This is a genomic window from Sphingomonas sp. SORGH_AS_0789 (assembly GCF_031453055.1).
GTDB lineage: Bacteria > Pseudomonadota > Alphaproteobacteria > Sphingomonadales > Sphingomonadaceae > Sphingomonas.
In genome coordinates this window covers 722,749-739,471 of sequence record NZ_JAVIYV010000001.1, presented here as the reverse complement: position 1 = coordinate 739,471, position 16,723 = coordinate 722,749, and the positions used below count along the sequence as shown (strand labels likewise).

General features: G+C 67.6%; 17 protein-coding genes. 12 read left to right on the top strand and 5 right to left on the bottom strand.

The genetic code is table 11. From position 1 onward, the window contains the following. Positions 1 to 9 precede the first annotated feature (9 nt). From rsfS to QE360_RS03405, 3 genes are read left to right on the top strand one after another with little or no spacing between them, the layout of a single operon-like run. On the top strand, positions 10 to 414 hold the full coding sequence (gene rsfS / locus QE360_RS03415; protein WP_307102768.1) for a ribosome silencing factor: 405 nt from the start codon (positions 10 to 12) through the stop codon (positions 412 to 414). An 18-nt stretch (positions 415 to 432) separates the two neighbouring features. Further along, a complete protein-coding gene (locus QE360_RS03410; protein WP_309699302.1) occupies positions 433 to 855 on the top strand; it encodes a 23S rRNA (pseudouridine(1915)-N(3))-methyltransferase RlmH in 423 nt (140 codons plus the stop codon). 2 nt (positions 856 to 857) lie between these two features. Further along, the gene (locus QE360_RS03405; RefSeq protein WP_309699300.1) at positions 858 to 2,018 is read left to right on the top strand and encodes a peptidoglycan DD-metalloendopeptidase family protein; all 1,161 of its coding nucleotides are present in this window, start codon (positions 858 to 860) and stop codon (positions 2,016 to 2,018) included. Positions 2,019 to 2,038: 20 nt separating this feature from the next. Here QE360_RS03405 and QE360_RS03400 read toward each other — a convergent pair. Beyond that, positions 2,039 to 2,799, bottom strand: a protein-coding gene (locus QE360_RS03400) for an IS5 family transposase (protein WP_309698734.1) whose coding sequence is annotated in 2 segments (ribosomal slippage) — positions 2,039 to 2,466 and positions 2,466 to 2,799 — 762 coding nt in all. Because the reading frame shifts where the segments join, the coding sequence is not laid out codon by codon here. Positions 2,800 to 3,088: 289 nt separating this feature from the next. Here QE360_RS03400 and QE360_RS03395 point away from each other — a divergent pair. From QE360_RS03395 to QE360_RS03380, 4 genes are read left to right on the top strand one after another with little or no spacing between them, the layout of a single operon-like run. Continuing rightward, positions 3,089 to 4,438, top strand: a complete 1,350-nt coding sequence (locus tag QE360_RS03395; RefSeq protein ID WP_307102778.1) for a S41 family peptidase — start codon at positions 3,089 to 3,091, stop codon at positions 4,436 to 4,438. A gap of 1 nt (position 4,439) precedes the next feature. Continuing rightward, a complete protein-coding gene (locus QE360_RS03390; RefSeq protein ID WP_309692545.1) occupies positions 4,440 to 4,934 on the top strand; it encodes a disulfide bond formation protein B in 495 nt (164 codons plus the stop codon). Next, complete coding sequence (locus tag QE360_RS03385) at positions 4,931 to 5,473, top strand: demethoxyubiquinone hydroxylase family protein (protein ID WP_307102782.1); 543 nt, start codon at positions 4,931 to 4,933, stop codon at positions 5,471 to 5,473. The genes QE360_RS03390 and QE360_RS03385 overlap by 4 nt, the downstream gene beginning before the upstream one ends. Before the next feature lie 24 nt (positions 5,474 to 5,497). Next, on the top strand, positions 5,498 to 6,025 hold the full coding sequence (locus QE360_RS03380) for a hypothetical protein (RefSeq protein ID WP_309699297.1): 528 nt from the start codon (positions 5,498 to 5,500) through the stop codon (positions 6,023 to 6,025). A gap of 293 nt (positions 6,026 to 6,318) precedes the next feature. Here the strand turns inward: QE360_RS03380 and QE360_RS03375 are convergent, their stop codons facing one another. Further along, positions 6,319 to 7,155, bottom strand: coding sequence for a CoA ester lyase (locus tag QE360_RS03375; RefSeq protein WP_309699295.1), 837 nt, complete (start codon positions 7,153 to 7,155; stop codon positions 6,319 to 6,321). Positions 7,156 to 7,295: 140 nt separating this feature from the next. On the opposite strand from QE360_RS03375, the gene QE360_RS03370 reads away from it, so the two are divergent. From QE360_RS03370 to cyoD, 5 genes are read left to right on the top strand one after another with little or no spacing between them, the layout of a single operon-like run. Beyond that, positions 7,296 to 7,748, top strand: coding sequence for a hypothetical protein (locus tag QE360_RS03370; RefSeq protein ID WP_309699293.1), 453 nt, complete (start codon positions 7,296 to 7,298; stop codon positions 7,746 to 7,748). Between the two features lie 47 nt (positions 7,749 to 7,795). After that, the gene (gene cyoA, locus QE360_RS03365; RefSeq protein WP_309699291.1) at positions 7,796 to 8,683 is read left to right on the top strand and encodes a ubiquinol oxidase subunit II; all 888 of its coding nucleotides are present in this window, start codon (positions 7,796 to 7,798) and stop codon (positions 8,681 to 8,683) included. After that, positions 8,680 to 10,692, top strand: coding sequence for a cytochrome o ubiquinol oxidase subunit I (gene cyoB / locus QE360_RS03360; RefSeq protein ID WP_309699289.1), 2,013 nt, complete (start codon positions 8,680 to 8,682; stop codon positions 10,690 to 10,692). The genes cyoA and cyoB overlap by 4 nt, the downstream gene beginning before the upstream one ends. Beyond that, the gene (locus QE360_RS03355; RefSeq protein ID WP_309699287.1) at positions 10,689 to 11,324 is read left to right on the top strand and encodes a cytochrome (ubi)quinol oxidase subunit III; all 636 of its coding nucleotides are present in this window, start codon (positions 10,689 to 10,691) and stop codon (positions 11,322 to 11,324) included. Before cyoB ends, QE360_RS03355 begins: the two co-directional genes overlap by 4 nt. After that, a complete protein-coding gene (cyoD, locus tag QE360_RS03350; protein ID WP_309692566.1) occupies positions 11,321 to 11,704 on the top strand; it encodes a cytochrome o ubiquinol oxidase subunit IV in 384 nt (127 codons plus the stop codon). The genes QE360_RS03355 and cyoD overlap by 4 nt, the downstream gene beginning before the upstream one ends. Here the strand turns inward: cyoD and glgX are convergent. From glgX to glgA, 3 genes are all read right to left on the bottom strand, one after another. Next, positions 11,701 to 13,500, bottom strand: coding sequence for a glycogen debranching protein GlgX (glgX, locus tag QE360_RS03345; protein ID WP_309699285.1), 1,800 nt, complete (start codon positions 13,498 to 13,500; stop codon positions 11,701 to 11,703). The genes cyoD and glgX overlap by 4 nt on opposite strands. A 144-nt stretch (positions 13,501 to 13,644) precedes the next feature. Next, on the bottom strand, positions 13,645 to 15,270 hold the full coding sequence (locus tag QE360_RS03340; RefSeq protein ID WP_309699283.1) for an alpha-D-glucose phosphate-specific phosphoglucomutase: 1,626 nt from the start codon (positions 15,268 to 15,270) through the stop codon (positions 13,645 to 13,647). Then, a complete protein-coding gene (glgA, locus tag QE360_RS03335; RefSeq protein ID WP_309699281.1) occupies positions 15,267 to 16,718 on the bottom strand; it encodes a glycogen synthase GlgA in 1,452 nt (483 codons plus the stop codon). The genes QE360_RS03340 and glgA overlap by 4 nt, the downstream gene beginning before the upstream one ends. Between the last annotated feature and the right edge of the window lie 5 nt (positions 16,719 to 16,723).

The window sequence follows — 16,723 nt, the reverse complement described above, 5'->3', positions numbered from 1 at the left end:
GGAGCTAACTTGGCCACTTCCCCCCAATCGCCGCGTCCGTCCGATCCTGCCGAGGTGGAGGCGCTGCATCGCCTGATCCTCGCCTCGCTCGACGACGACCAGGCGGTGGAGACGATTTCGATCCCGCTGGCGGGCAAGTCGTCGATCGCAGATTTCATGGTGATCGCCAGCGGTCGGTCGACCCGGCAGGTCGCGTCGATGGCGATGAAGCTCGCCGAGAAGATCAAGGCCGAGTTCGGCCGTTCGGTGCGGATCGAAGGTCTGCCGACCGCCGACTGGGTTCTGATCGACGCCAATGACGTCATCGTCCACCTGTTCCGGCCCGAGGTGCGGACTTTCTACAATCTCGAGCGGATGTGGGCGTTCGGCGATGCGCCGACTCCCCCCGCCAGCCCGGCCGACCGCAACCTCTGACGCCCAGGGGTTTCGCCCGTGCTGCTGCATATCGTCGCGCGCGGGCGAATCGGCCGTTCGCCCGAGGCCGAGCTGGTCGATCGCTATATCAAGCGGATCGGCTGGCCGACCCGGATCACCGAACTCCCTGACACCGGCGGGAAAATCCCTCCGCTGGAGGGACAGGCGCGCCTCGTCCTGATGGACGAGAAGGGCGAGAACCTGACCTCGATGGACTTTGCGCGTCGGCTGGAGCGCTGGCGCGACGATGGCGTGCGCGAGTGCCGCTTCATGATCGGCGCGGCGGACGGGTTCGAGGATGCCGACCGCGCGCGCGCCGACCTGCTCATCTCCTATGGCCGCGCGACCTGGCCGCACATGATGGCACGGGCGATGCTGGCCGAACAGCTTTTCCGCGCGACCAGCATCCTGGCCAACCACCCCTATCACCGCGAGGGATAGGCGTGGCCCGGCGGCATGCAACGCTGGCGCTGGCCGCTCTGGCGCTGCTCGGCGCGACCGACATCGCCGCCGACCAGCGACGGCTGGCCGATGCCCGCGCGGGCGCGGCGGCGGCGCAGGCGCGCGCCCAGGCGCTGGAACGACAGGCGGATGCCGAACGCGATGCCGCCGCCATCGCCCAGGCGCGCGAACGGGCCATGGCCGCACGCGTCGCGGCGGCCGAGGCGGAGGTGCGTGCGGCACGCGCGCGGGTCGATCTGGTCGCCGGCCTGCTCGCGCAGCAACAGGCGCGGCTGGCTCGGGCGCAGGCGCCGCTCGCACATCTGCTGGCGGCGATGCAGGGCATGGCGGCGCGCCCCCCTATCGCGGCGGTGGCGCAGCCGGGTTCGGTCGCCGATGTCGCGCATGTCCGCGCGGTTTTCGGCACCATCGCGCCGGTGATCGCGGAACGATCGGCGGTGGTGCGCGCCGAGCTGGCGGCGACCCGGCGAATTCGCGCCCAGGCGGGGCTGGCGGCGCGGGCGCTGTCGGCGACCACCGCGAAATTGGAGAGTGAGCGTCAGGCGCTGGCCCGGCTGGAGGCGGTGCATCGCGGACGGGCCGACACGCTGGGGCGCGGCGCGGTGGACGAGGCCAATCGCGCGTTGGCGCTGGGCGAAGCGGCGCGCGACATCGTCGACCGCATGGCCGAGCGGGGCGAGGCGCAGGCGACGGCGGGCGAACTCCTGGCGCTGCCCGGCCCGGTGGCGCGGCCCCTGGCGCCGGGTGCGGCGGGACCGGCGATCCCGCCGGGCACCTATCGCCTGCCGGTCGCCGGACGGGTGGCGAGCGGCTTTGGCGAGATTTCGGATGCGGGCGTGCGTGCGCGCGGCATCACGCTGGCGACGGGGCCGCAGGCTCCGGTCGTCGCGCCGGCCGGGGGCGAGATCCGCTATGCCGGACCGTTTCGCGGCTATGGCGGGATCATCATCGTGGATCACGGCGCGGGCTGGACCAGCCTCGTCACCGGGCTGGGCGGCATCGCGGTGCGGGTCGGGCAGAGAGTCGCGGCGGGTGCGGTGCTGGGCCGGGCGGGCCAGGGGCGCGGGGGCATGGCGCCACGCGTGACGGTGGAGCTTCGCCGCGACGGGCGACCGATGGATATCGCGGCTATCCTGGGGTGAGAGCCTTCTAGGCTCAGGACTCATTGATTGATCCAGAAGATGACGGTGGCAGCGAGTGCGATGGCCGACATGAAGGCGTGAGCACATCGGTCGTAGCGGGTATGGATGCGTCGCCAGTCTTTGAGGCGGCCGAACATGTTCTCGATCCTGTGACGACGTCGGTAGAGTGCAGCATCATGCGGGATCGGCGCCTTGCGGCCTTTGCGTGACGGGATGCAGGCGGCGGTTCCACGCGCGGTGAGCGCCTGGCGGAACCAGTCGGCGTCGTAGCCGCGATCGGCGAGCAGAATGGGAGCGGGTGGCATCGCCTCGAACATGAGGGCTGCGCCCTTGTAGTCGCTCATCTGCCCTTCGGTGAGCAGCATGACACGCGGGCGTCCACGATCGTCGCAGACGGCGTGCAGCTTGGAGTTCAGGCCGCCCCTGGTGCGCCCGATACATCGGGAAAGAGCCCCTTTTTGAGCAGGCTGGCTGCCGTCCGGTGCGCCTTCAGATGCGTGGCGTCGATCATCAGCTGATCCGGTGGTCCGCCCTCGGCTGCCAGTCCGGCAAAGATGCGGTTGAATACCCCCATCCGGCTCCAGCGGATGAACCGGTTGTAGATCGTCTTGGGCGGACCATAAGCCGCTGGCGCATCCCGCCAGCGCAGGCCGTTGCGGATCACGAAGATGATGCCACTGACGATCCGCCGGTCATCCACGCGCGGCACGCCATGCGACAACGGAAAATACGGCTCAATCCGCTGCATCTGCTTGTCCGTCAGCCAGAACAGGTCACTCATCGGCCGCACCTCCACCGCCAATGAATCAACCCGCCACCGATCATGCAAGTTACTTAATAGGTCCTGAGCCTAATTTACGATCGCCCATCTCAATTACGGAAATGGAACGATCCCGTTCATATCGGGGCAGGGCATTTGGTCGGGGGCGATGGCAGTCCGCCATTGTGGGCGTTCGGTACAAGGAGAGTCCGGCATCCCACCGCTCACCCCCCGTTCAGCACGGTTGCGCTTTGATTGGGAACGGCTTCCCGCTACACAGGCGGTCCGCTTTTCTGGTCCAGGACCCTCGATGCCCCGTTTGCTGCCGAAACGTCCGCTTCTGACTGCTACTGCCATTGTCGGCGCGCTGGCCATGGTGCCGATCACGACCTCCGCGATGGCGGCGGTGGACAGCTCGACCGTGCGGCAGTTCGACCGGTTCCTCGACGTCTATAACCGGATCAAGGCCGATTATGTCGACAAGGTCGATGACGACACGCTGATCAAGGGCGCGATCCAGGGGATGCTGGCCGCGCTCGACCCGCATAGCAGCTATGTCGACGCGCTGGATTTCGACAATCTCAAGATCCAGACCGAGGGCAATTATGGCGGCCTGGGCCTGACCGTGTCGATGGAGGACGGCGCGATCAAGGTCATCGCGCCGCAGGAGGATACCCCGGCGGGTCGCGCAGGCATCAAGTCGGGCGACTATATCACCCATATCGACGGCAAGCTGGTCTATGGCCAGTCGCTGGATGAGGCGATCGGCCAGATGCGCGGCAAGCCCGGCACGAAGATTCGGCTCACCATCGTCCGCCCCGGCCGCGACAAGCCGCTGGAGCTGACCCTGACCCGCGAGGTCATCGTCCAACGCCCGGTCAAGTGGGAGGTCAAGGGCGATGTGGGCTATATCAACATCAACACCTTCTCCGAAAACACCGGGGCCGACACGCGCGCCGCGATCATGGCGATCGACAAGGCGCTGGGCCACCGGCCGCTGGGCTATGTCGTCGACCTGCGTGACAATGGCGGCGGCCTGCTGACCCAGGCGATCGCGGTCAGCGACGCCTTCCTGGACCATGGCGAGATCGTGTCGCAGCGCGGCCGCGAGAAGTCGGACATCGAACGCTATTATGCCAAGCCCGGCGACGACGCGCATGGCCTGCCCGTGATCGTCCTGACCAATTCGGGCACCGCCTCGGCCTCCGAGATCGTTGCGGGCGCGCTTCAGGATCATCACCGCGCGCTGGTGATGGGCGAGCGCAGCTTCGGCAAGGGATCGGTCCAGACGCTGTTGCCGCTCGGCCCCGAAACCGCGCTTCGCCTGACCACCGCGCGCTACTACACCCCTTCGGGCCGGTCGGTGCAGGAGGGCGGGATCGAGCCGGACATCAAGGTGCCGCAGATTTCCGATCCCGATTACAAGACGCGGCCCGTCTTCCGCGAGGCCGATCTGCGCCGCCACCTGATCAACGAGGTGAAGGCCGACAATGCGATCCTGGAAGAGGATACCAAGACCGATCCGCGCTTCGCGATGACCCCCGATGCGCTCAAGAAGCAGGGGGTCGAGGACTTCCAGCTCTATTACGCACTGAAGACCATCGCGCGGCTGGGCGGGGCCGCGCAGGTCGCCGCCGCCACCAAGCCGCCGGTGAAGTGACATGACGACCCCGCGTACCCGCAACGAACGCCGCGCCAACTGGATCGCGCTGCTGCTGCCTGCCGCCTTGCTGGCGGGGGCGTGGGGCAGCCAGCTGATCGGCGGGCTGTATCCGTGCGAGATGTGCCATTGGCAGCGCTGGCCGCATTATGCCGCGCTGGTGCCCGCGCTGCTCGCCTTTGTCGTGCCCCAGCGCAGCATCCGGGGATCGCTTGTCATCCTTGCCGCGTTGTTGATCGCGGTGTCGGGGGCGATCGGTGTCGCGCATGCCGGGGTCGAATATGGCTGGTGGCAGGGCTTCACCGCCTGCACCTCGACGGTGGACTTGAACGGATTGAGCGCGACCGACCGGTTGAATGCGATCATGCATGCGCCGGTCATCCGCTGCGACGTGGCGCAATGGACGCTGGGCGGCATTTCGCTGGCCGGGTTCAACGCGATCTTCTCGCTGGGCGGCGCGGCGGCGATCCTGATGTTGATGAGGAAGGCGCGATGAGCCAGCTTCGCTGGATGCCGGGCGACCGGCGCGAACCGATGAAGGCGATGGTCCGGGTGGACCAGGCCGGGGAATATGGCGCGACCCGCATCTATGCGGGGCAGCTGGCGGTGCTGGGCGACCGGCATCCCTTTGCCCGCGCCATCCACCACATGGCCGAGCAGGAGGAGCGCCACCGCGCCTTTTTCGACCGGATGATCGCCGAACGCCGGGTGCGGCCGACGCTGTTCCAGCCCTTCTGGGACAAGGCGGGATTCGCGCTGGGCGCGATCACGGCGGCGATCGGGCCGAAGGCCGCGATGGCGTGCACGGCGGCGGTCGAGACCGAGATCGACAAACATTATCAGGACCAGCTCGACCAGCTGGGCGACAGCGACCCCGAACTGTCCGAGGCGATCGCCGATTTCCAGGCCGAGGAACTGGAGCATCGCGACCATGCGCTGGGCGCGGGCGCGGAGGAGGCGATCGCCTATCCGGTGCTGTACGGATTGATCCGGGCGGGCTGCAAGGTCGCGATCGCGGCGGCCAAGCGGATCTGACACGGGGTGAGCGGGAGAGAGGATATGGTCGAGCGGACGTGGCGCAGGGCGATGCTGGCGGGGCTGGGCGTGATCGCGGCGGCGAGCCCGGTCGCGGCCCAGCAGGCCCCCGTCCGGCAGACCCCAATCCAGCCGATTCCGATCCAGCAGGCTCCGGTGCAACCGGTCGCCGCGCCCGGTGCGGTCAAGGCCAAGCCCGCCCAGGCGCCGGGCGAGGTGTCGCGCAACGCGCCGATCAACGGCGTGCTGACCCTGTTCGGCAACGAACGCTGCCCCACCGACAATAACGGCAACGAGATCGTCGTCTGCGTCCGCCGCAGCGCGCAGGAGCAGTTCCGCGTGCCCAAGGAGCTTCGCGAACTCCAGGTGACGCCCGAGAATGAAAGCTGGGCGGTCCGTGCGACCGGCACCACCAATGAGGGCGTCGGCGTCAACAGCATCGGCAGCTGCTCGGCGGTCGGCGCGGGCGGCGCGACCGGCTGCTTTGCCCAGCGCGTCCGCGAGAATCGCGCCGCCAATGCCGACCGCAAGCGCGAGGCCAGCGTCCCCTAGGGCCGATCGACATTCAGCGACACCTTTCCGTCCCTCGCCCCTCGCAGAGGGGAGAGGGTTGCGCAGACTTGGTCTTTGCGAAAGCAAAGGCTTAGTCGGGGCTGGGTGAGGGGTGCATGCGCGCAGCGCGCGAGCCTTTGGGCTCGCTCGACCCCTCACCCAAGCTGCGCTAGCCAGCAGGCTGGCAAGCTTCGCTAACCCTCTCCCCTGTCCAGGGGAGAGGGGAAGAAGAAGCAATAGTAAATGTCGATCCGCCCTAATCCTCCCCGGAACGGGGAAGGCGGAGATAGTCGCTACACCACGCCCGCCAGCGCCAATATCCGCTCCGCCTCGATCAGATGGAGTCGCTCGACCATCTGCCCGTCCAGCCGGATCGCGCCCAGCGCCGCCTGTTCGGGTTCGGCAAAGGCGGTGACGATCCGCCGGGCCCAGGCGATCTCAGCCTCGTCGGGGCCGAAGCCGCGATGGGCGGCGTCGATCTGGTTGGGATGGATCAGCGTCTTGCCGTCGAACCCCAGCCGCCGCCCATCGGCGCATTCCGCCGCCAGCCGTTCGGGCGCATCGAGCGCGTTGCACACCCCGTCGAGCGCGATCATCCCGCCCGCGCGGGCCGCCACGACGATCTGCACTCGCAACGGCAGCAAGGCCTCGGGCGGCGGCGGCGCGGGCAGGCGCATCTCCTTGGCGAGATCGTTGGTGCCCGCCACCAGCGCGGTCAGCCCGACCTCGCGCGCGGCCTGTGCGATCGCGCCCAGCGACAGGATGCCCCGGCACGTCTCGATCATCGCCCAGAGCGGCACGCCAGGCCCCAGTGCCGCCCGCGCCCGTGCCAGGGTCGGAACGTCATCGACCTTCGGAATCAGCACCGCCGCCGGACGCACGGCGGCGAGCGCGGCGAGATCGTCCGCCGCCCAGCGGGTGTCGAGCCCGTTGGTCCGCACCACCAACGGCCTGTCCCCAAAGCCTCCCTCGCGCACCGCGGCCACCGCCGCCTCTCGCCCGGCCGCCTTGGCATCGGGGGCCACCGCATCCTCCAGGTCGAGGATCACCGCATCGCTGTCGAGCGTCCGCGCCTTGGCGATGGCGCGGGGATTGGAGGCGGGAAGGAACAGGGCGCTGCGCAGGGTCATGGCACGAGCATAGACGCGAGCGGGCGCCGCCGTCACGCCTCTGGTAAATCGCCATTTCGTCTCCATAGTGGGACGGTCGCGAAAATCGATTCCACCATCCCCGCAAAGGGACGTGGAGGCGGCAGGGGGATCGAAGGGGGATGATCGTGGAGACGACCGCGCTGTTGCTTCTGGGGCTGACGATTCTGCTGCGCTGTTGCCCGAGCTTGCCGATAAGCCGCTGGCTGGCGCACCTGTTGGTCGAGGCGCCGGCGCGGCAATTGAATCGGGTCCGACCGGGGCATTGGGCGACGATCGCGCTCGGGGTGGCGCTGATCGGGTTCGCCATCTGGTTCGAGATCGATGAGATCCGCATGCTCGGCGGGGCGGCGGGGTCGATGGGCGATCTGGTGATGATCGTCTCGACGATCGAATGGGGCGGGCTGGTCGAACTGACCATGGCTACGGTCCTGTCCTCCTCGATGCTGGCGCGCTGGCCGGTCTTCCGTCGCGGGGGACGGCAAATGTCCGCGAGCCGGGCAGCGCGCCCGCGCCGGACGGAGCGGCCCGCCAATGACAGCGGCGACGGCGAGGGACGACGACTGGCGGCCTGACCATGCGGGGGCGGAACGAAAGCATGAGGCCGCCGTTCACCGTCTGAATGCTCCGCGATCCGCGCCTAGCCCGATTTTCCGCGCGTTTTACGTGCCTTGGCCTGTGCGCTGTCCTGACCGCCTGTGAGCCGGGCATATTGAACCCGGCCGGGCCGATCGCGGCGGGCGAGCGCAGCATCTTCTTCAATGCGCTGGCGGTGATGCTGGCCATCGTCGTGCCGGTGATCGTGCTGGCCTTCGCCTTTGGCTGGTGGTTCCGGGCGGGCAACAGCCGCGCCAAGCATTTGCCCGAATGGGCCTATTCGGGGCGACTGGAATTGCTGGTCTGGTCGATCCCGGCGCTGGCCATCATGTTCTTGGGCGGTATCGCATGGATCGGCAGCCACGATCTCGACCCGCCCAGGCCGATCGCCTCCCGGGCAAGGCCGATGACGATCGAGGTCGTCGCGACCGACTGGAAATGGCTGTTCCTCTATCCCGAACAGGGGATCGCCACGATCAACCGGCTGGTCGTGCCGGTCGGCACCCCGGTGAAGTTCCGCATCACCTCGGCGGGCGTCATGAACAGCTTCTTCGTGCCGCAGCTGGGCAGCCAGATCTATGCCATGTCGGGGATGGACTCGACGCTTCACCTGCGCGCCGACAAGGCGGGGCGGTATCGCGGGCTGTCGGCGCATTATAGCGGGGAGGGCTTTGCCGATATGGACTTTTTCGTCGATGCGGTGCCGCAGGCGGCGTTCGACCGCTTCGTCGCGACCGCCAGGGCGGGGCAGGGCAAGACGCTCGACTGGAACGAGTTCGTGGCGATGGCGCATCCCAGCCGCAATGTCCGCCCCGCCAGCTATCCCCGGCTTCAACCGGGCCTCTACGACCAGATCGTGATGCGCAACGGCGCGCCCGAGGGCGACCGGGCCGAGGATGGGCGCGAGCAATGAGCCTGACCGGCAAGCTGGGCTGGGATTCGATCCCGTTCCACGAACCGCTGCCGCTGGTGTCGGCCGGGGTGATCGGCGTGGTCCTCTTGGGCGTCTTCATCTGGGTCTGGCGGCGCGGGGCTCTGCCCTATCTGTGGAGCGAGTGGATCACCAGCGTCGACCATAAGCGGATCGGCGTGATGTACTGCCTGCTGGCGGGCGTGATGCTGTTGCGCGGCTTTTCCGACGCGCTGCTGATGCGGTCGCAACAGGCGCTGGCCTATAACAGCGACGGCTATCTGCCGCCGGATCATTACGACCAGATCTTCTCGGCGCATGGCACGATCATGATCTTCTTCGTGGCGATGCCGTTCATGATCGGGCTGATGAACTTCGTCGTGCCGTTGCAGCTCGGCGTGCGCGACGTGGCCTTTCCGACGCTCAATTCGGTCAGCTTCTGGCTGACGTGCAGCGGCGCGCTGCTCATCAATATGAGCCTGGTGATCGGCGAGTTCGCCAAGACCGGCTGGCTGGTCTATCCGCCGCTGTCGGAGCTGCGCTTCTCGCCCGGCGTTGGCGTGGATTATTATCTCTGGGCGTTGCAGATATCGGGGATGGGGACGCTGCTGTCCGGCGTGAACCTCGTCACCACCATATTGAAGATGCGCGCGCCGGGCATGGGCTATAGCCGGATGCCGATGTTCACCTGGACCTCGCTGGCGTCCAACCTGCTGATCGTCGCGGCCTTTCCGGTGCTGACCGCCTGCCTCGGCATGCTGATCCTCGACCGTTATCTGGGCTTCCACTTCTTCACGCCCGAGGCGGGGGGCAACCAGATGATGTTCGTCAACCTCATCTGGGCCTGGGGCCATCCGGAAGTCTATATCCTGATCCTGCCCGCCTTCGGCGTGTTTTCCGAGATCATCTCGACCTTCTCGTCCAAGCCCCTGTTCGGTTATCGGTCGATGGTCATCGCCACCATGGTGATCTGCATCCTGTCCTTCATGGTCTGGCTGCACCATTTCTTCACCATGGGGGCGGGGGCCGATGTGAACGGTTTCTTCGGCATCACGACGATGATCATCGCGGTGCCGACGGGGGTGAAGGTCTTCAACTGGCTGTTCACCATGTATGGCGGGCGCATCCGCTATACGTCGATGATGCTGTGGTCGATCGGGTTCATCGTGACCTTCGTGATCGGCGGCATGACCGGGGTGATGCTGGCGGTGCCGCCCGCCGACTTCGTGCTGCACAACTCGCTGTTCCTGGTCGCGCATTTCCATAACGTCATCATCGGCGGCGTGCTGTTCGGCGCCTTTGCGGGCTTCACCTTCTGGTTTCCCAAGATGTTCGGTTTCACCCTGGACGAGCGCTGGGGCAAGCGCGCCTTCTGGTTGTGGATCAGCGGCTTCTACGTCGCCTTCATGCCGCTCTATGTGCTGGGGCTGATGGGCATGACGCGGCGGATGCAGCATTATGACGTGCCCGGCTGGCATCCCTGGCTGCTGGTGGCCGGGGTCGGTGCGCTGCTGATCCTGGGCGGGATCATGTGCCAGGTCATGATGCTCTATGTCTCGATCAGGACGCGCGAGACCCGCATCGACGAGAGCGGCGACCCCTGGGACGGCCGCACGCTGGAATGGATCACCAGCTCGCCGCCCCCGTCCTTCAACTTCGCGGTGCTGCCCGATGTGAAGGGCGAGGAAGCCTATTGGGGGATCAAGTCCAAGGCGCGCGAGAATCGCCGCCTGTCGGACCGCCCCGATTACGAACCGATCGAGATGCCGCGCAACTCGCCCACCGGAATCGTCAGCGCCTTCTTTGCCACTGCCATGGGCTTTGCGCTGATCTGGCATATCTGGTGGCTGGTGATCCTGGGCTTCTTCGGGGCCTGGGGGACGTTCATCGTCTTCGCGTGGCGCGACAAGGCCGAATATGAAATCCCGGTCGAGGAGGTCGAGCGGCTGGACCAGGCGCGCCGCCGGAGCAAGGCGACGCTGCTCGACCTGCCCGAAGAGGCGCTGTCATGAGCCAGACCGCCAAGGCCCATGATCCCAACAAGCTGGGCCGCGCCGCCGAGCCCAATCCGGATGGCCCCGCGCCCAAGCGGATCGTGGTGTCCTATGGCTTCTGGATCTTCCTGCTGTCGGACTTCATCCTGTTCGCCTGTTTCTTCGCCGCCTATGCGGTGCTGGTGGACGCGACGGCGGGCGGCCCCTCGGGCAAAGAGCTGTTCGAGCTTAAGCTGGTCGAGGCGGAGACGGTGCTGCTCCTCCTGTCCAGCTTCGCCTGCGGGCTGGCGGGCGTGGGCACGATGGCGCGCAACATGCGCTGGTTCCAGATCGCCATGGCGGTGACCGCTTTGCTCGGTGCCGCCTTCCTCGCGCTGGAGGCCTATGAGTTCCTCCACCTGATCGGCGAGGGGGCGGGGCCGGGGCGCAGCGCCTTCCTGTCGGCGTTCTTCGCGCTGGTCGGTTGTCACGGATTGCATGTGACGCTCGGTCTGCTCTGGCTGACGACGATGATGGCGCAGGCCTGGGCCAAGGGGTTTCGCGAGGACATATTGCGCCGCATCCTGTGCTTCAGCCTGTTCTGGCATGCGCTCGACATCATCTGGGTGGCGTTGTTCACCATGGTCTATCTGATGGGAGTGCGCGGATGAGCGAGCGGCCCGACGAGGAAATGGCACGCGACGAAACCGCGCCGGGCGTGGATGGCGAGCGCGACTCGATCGTCGGCGGCGTGCGCAGCTATGCGATCGGGCTGGTCGCGGCGGCGATCCTGACGGCGGCGTCCTTCGCATTGGTGCAGTTCGACATCGTCTGGGGTCCGGCGGTCCCCGCCGCGCTGGTGGCGCTGGCGATCGGGCAGATGGGGGTGCATCTGGTGTTCTTCCTCCACATTACCACCGGGCCGGACAACAGCAACAATGTGCTGGCGCTGTTGTTCGGCGTGCTGATCGTGGCGCTGGTGCTGCTGGGGTCGATCTGGATCATGGGGCATCTGAACCACAATCTGATGGGACCGATGGCGACGCCCTAGCTTTCCAGCAGCAGGCCCCGGATGGCGGAGACGCCGTGGATTCGGTCGAAGCGCAGGATCAGGCTTTCCTCGCTTATGGGCAGGTGGAGCGCGAAGCCATCGCCCCGGTCCCAATCCTCGGGCGTCATCGGGGCACCGGCCAGATGGCGCCACTCGGCCCCCGCCAGCCAGCCGGTCGCATCGAGCGGCAGCGCGCGGCGAAAGGCGCTCAGCCGTGCGACGAACTCCTCCAGTGCCTCGTCCCGGTTCGCCCAGTCGAGCCAGGTCGTGTCATTGTCCTGCGCATAGCCATTGTTGTTGCCGCCCTGGCTGCGCCCGAACTCGTCCCCGGCGGTCAGCATCGGGGTGCCGCGCGACAGGAACAGCGTGGCGAGCAGCGCACGGACCGAGCGGATGCGGGCGGTGTGGATGGCGGGATCGTCGCTCGGCCCCTCGGCACCATGGTTCCACGACACCTCGTCGCCATGCCCGTCGCGATTGTCCTCGCCATTGGCCTGATTGTGCCGCCCGGCATAGGCGACCATGTCGGCCAGGGTGAAGCCGTCATGCGCCGCGACGAAATTGACCGAGCGGCTGGCCGCGCCAGTGAATATGTCGGCCGATCCCGCCACCCGCGTCGCGAGGTCGCCGCTGCGCCCGTCGCCGCGCCAGAAGCGGCGCACCTGGTCGCGGTAGCGGTCGTTCCACTCCAGCCAATGCTCGGGGAAAGCGCCCAGCTGGTATCCGCCGGGGCCGATGTCCCACGGCTCGGCGATCATCACGCGGGTCGAGAGGATCGGATCGGCGGCGATCTCGGCGAAGATGGGGGCGTTCGGATCGAATCCCGGCCCGCGCGCCAGCACGGGGGCGAGGTCGAAGCGGAAGCCGTCGACCCCGGCCCGCGCGAAATGGCGCAGGCTGTCGAGGATCGTCGCGCGGACGCTGGGGCGGCTGGCGTCGAGCGTGTTGCCCGTCCCCGCATCGTTGATGAGCGTGCCGTCCGCCGTCCGGGCATAGACGTCCGGATCGAGCCCCCGGAAGGACAGGGTGCCGCCCTGCACGTCGCTCTCGCCCATATGGTTGAAGACGAGGTCGAGGATGACGCCGACCCCCGCCTGTCGCAGCGCGGCGATGGTGGCGACCAGTTCGGCGACGCCGCCCGGCACCCGCTCCGGACAAAGCGCCATCGGCACGACCGGATTATAGCCCCAGCCATTGCGCAGGCCGAGCGGCGGCAGGTGGCGCTCGTCGATCGCGGCGGTGATCGGCATCAGCTCGACCGCCGCCACACCCAGCTTGCGCAGGTGATCGAGCACCGCCGGATGCGCAAGCGCCGCCAGCGTGCCGCGCTGTTCCGGCGGAATGGCGGGATGGCGCATCGAGAAGCCGCGAACGTTCAGCTCATAGATCAGCTCGCCCGGTCGAAAGAGCGGCGGGGCGGGGGACTCGGTCAGCGGGGCGACGACGCGGGCGCGCGGGACGATGTCGGCGGTGTCCTCGCCATATCGGCCAAGGCGCGGCGACTGGACGAAGGGGCGGTCGAGTTCGAGCGCGTAAGGATCGACCAGCAGCTTGGCGGGATCGAACCACAGGTTGCGTGCCGGGTCGTACGCGCCATGCGCGCGATAGCCGTAGAGATGGTCGCGGCCGGGAACGGTGGCGCTCCAGACATCGCCCTCGCGGGTCAGGGCGACGCGGCGTTCCTGCGCTCCGTCGAACAGGCATAATTCCACCCGATCGGCGGTCGAGCGGACGGCGAAGCGGGTGCCGCCGGGGACGGGCGTTGCGCCAAAGAGCGGGGTGGGCTGATTCGTCATGGCGGCAGCATGGCGATTCTTCCCCTGTAAGGGGAGGGGGACCGCCGCGAAGCGGTGGTGGAGGGGTGTCCCCGCTGATGGTGACACCCCTTCGTCAGTCCTGCGGACTGCCACCTCCCCTTGCAGGGGAGGAAGAAGGTGGGATCACGTCACCACATCGGGTTCGGTGCGGCCGGTATGCTGGGTGATCCCGGCGATTTCGTCCGCCGCGGCGATGATGTCGGCGAGCATCTCGGGCGTCTCGCGGTCGAGTTCGTCGGCCGAGTAACGCTCCAGATAGACGCGCAAGGTCGCGCCGCTGGTGCCGGTGCCCGACAGGCGGAACACGACGCGGCTGCCGCCCTCGAACAGCACGCGAATGCCCTGGTTGCGGCTGACCGACTGGTCGGTCGGGTCGGTATAGGCGAAGTCGTCCGCCGTCTCGACCGTCAGCCCGGCGAAGGTCTCGCCCGGCAGGGTCGGCAGCTTGGCGCGCAGGTCCGCCATCAGCGCATCGGCGCGCTCGCTCTCGACGCCTTCATAGTCGTGGCGCGCATAGTAATTGCGGCCATAGGTTGCCCAGTGATCGCGCGCGATCTGGTCGACCGACTTGCCCGAGGCGGCGAGGATGTTGAGCCAGAGCAGCACCGCCCACAGCCCGTCCTTCTCGCGCACATGGTCCGAGCCGGTCCCTGCGCTCTCCTCACCGCAGATGGTCGCCATCCCCGCATCGAGCAGGTTGCCGAAGAATTTCCACCCCGTCGGCGTCTCATAGGCGGGGATGCCCAGCTTCTCGGCCACCCGGTCGGCGGCGGCGCTGGTCGGCATAGAGCGGGCGATGCCCTTCAGCCCACCGGCATAGGCAGGCGCCAGATGCGCGTTCGCCGCCAGCATCGCCAGGCTGTCCGAGGGCGTGATGAACCGCCCGCGCCCGATGATGAGGTTGCGGTCGCCGTCCCCGTCCGAGGCCGCGCCGAAATCGGGCGCGTCCGCCGCCATCATCCGGTCGTAGAGTTCCCTGGCATGGACCAGATTGGGGTCGGGATGATGCCCGCCGAAATCGGGGAGGGGCGTGCCGTTGCGCACGGTGCCGGGCGCGAAGCCCAGCCGCTTTTCCAGGATCTCGGTCGCATAGGGGCCGGTCACCGCGCTCATCGCGTCGAACGACATGGTGAAGCCGCCCTCGACCGCGCGTCGGATCGCGGCGAAGTCGAACAGGCTCTCCATCAGCGCGGCATAATCGGCGACCGAGTCGATCACCTCGACCGTCATGTCGCCGACCGTCACCTCGCCCAGCGTGTCGAGGTCGATGTCATCGGCCTCGACGGTCAGCAAGCGGCTGATCGCCTTGGTATTGGCGTGGATCGCGTCGGTCACCTTCTCCGGGGCGGGGCCGCCATTGGAGATATTGTACTTGATGCCGAAATCCTCATCCGGCCCGCCCGGATTGTGGCTGGCCGACAGGACCAGGCCGCCCAGCGCCTTGCGCTGGCGGATCACGTTGCTGGCCGCCGGGGTCGACAGGATGCCGCCCTGGCCGACCACGACGCGGGCAAAGCCGTTCGCGGCGGCCATGCGGATTGCGACCTGGATCACCTCGCGGTTCAGGAAGCGGCCGTCGCCGCCGATGACCAGCGTCTGGCCGGTCTTCTCATCGCCCAGCGCGTCGAACACCGACTGGACGAAATTCTCGGCGTAATGGGGTTGCTGGAACACCCGCACCTTCTTGCGCAGGCCCGAGGTGCCCGGCTTCTGGTCGAGATAGGGCTGAGTCGCGACGGTCTTGATCATTGGTCCCCCAAGACGGATCGGTAGAGTTCGGCATAGTGGCGGCCGCTATGGTGCCAGCTATAATCGGCATTCATGCCATTCACCTGAATGGTACGCCATTGGTCTTGATCGGCATAGAGTCTCATTGTGCGACGCAGCGCCGCGACGATATTGTCGGGGGTCATGTCGTCGAACTGAAGGCCGGTCGCCACGCCCGCGGCCAAGGCGGCCTCGTTGGCGTCGATGATCGTGTCGGCCAGCCCGCCGGTCCGCGCGACCACGGGCACGCAGCCATAGGCCAGGCCGTAAAGCTGGGTCAGCCCGCACGGCTCGAAGCGCGAGGGGATGATGATCGCGTCGCAGCCCCCTTGCAGCAGATGCGAGACCGGCTCGTCATAACCGATGCGCACCGAGACGCGGCCGGAATGGCGCAGCGCGGCGGTGGCGAAGGCGATTTCCAGCGCCGGGTCGCCGGTGCCCAGCACGACCAGCCTTCCGCCCATCGCGACCAGATCGTCGATGACCTCGACCAGCAGGTCCATGCCCTTTTGCCAGGTCAGGCGGCTGATGACGGTGAAGATCGGGCCGTCATCCCGCTCCAGCCCGAACTGCTCCTCGACCGCGCGCTTGTTGGCGACGCGATCGTCCAGCGTGTCGACGGTGAAGGGGGCGGGCAGCGCGGCGTCGGCCCTGGGGCTCCAGATGGCGGGGTCGATACCGTTGACGATCCCGCTGACGCATTCGGCGCGGGCGGCGATCAGCCCTTCCAGCCCCATGCCATATTGCGGCCGGTGGATTTCCTCAGCGTAGGTCGGGCTGACCGTGGTGATCGCATCGGCGGTGCGCAGTCCCGCCTTCAGATAGCCGATCTGGCCGTAATATTCGACGCCGTCGACGCTCCACGCATAAGGCGGCAGGCCCAGATCGGGGAAGTGGTGCGCCGCGAACGAGCCCTGAAAGGCGATATTGTGGATGGTGACGATGCTCTTGGCGACCTTGCCGGGGCCGGGGGCATAATGGAGAAAGGCCGGGGCCAGCGCCGCCTGCCAGTCATGCGCGTGGAGCAGGTCGAAGTCATATCCCGGCACCGCGCCCGAGGCGAGGTCGGCGCCCGCGCGCGCCAGCACCGCGAAACGCCGCCAATTGTCGTGCCAGTCATGGCCGTCGGTATCGACATAGGGAAGCCCCTCGCGCTCATAGAGGTGCGGCGCGTCGATGACGAGCAGCCGGTGCTCGCCGATCTTGGCCTCGCGCAGCCAGGCCTCGGTGCCGATGATGTGCGGGAAGTGATGCACGCGCGGTGCGTCGCCGATCGCGCGCATGACCTTGGGAAAGCCGGGGATCAGCGTGGTGACGGCGATGTCATGGGGGCTGAGCGCCTCGGGCAGCGCCCCCACGACATCGGCGAGGCCACCGGTCTTGATGAGCGGGAACGCTTCCGAGGCGACCGACAGGACAGAGAGGGTCATGGGGA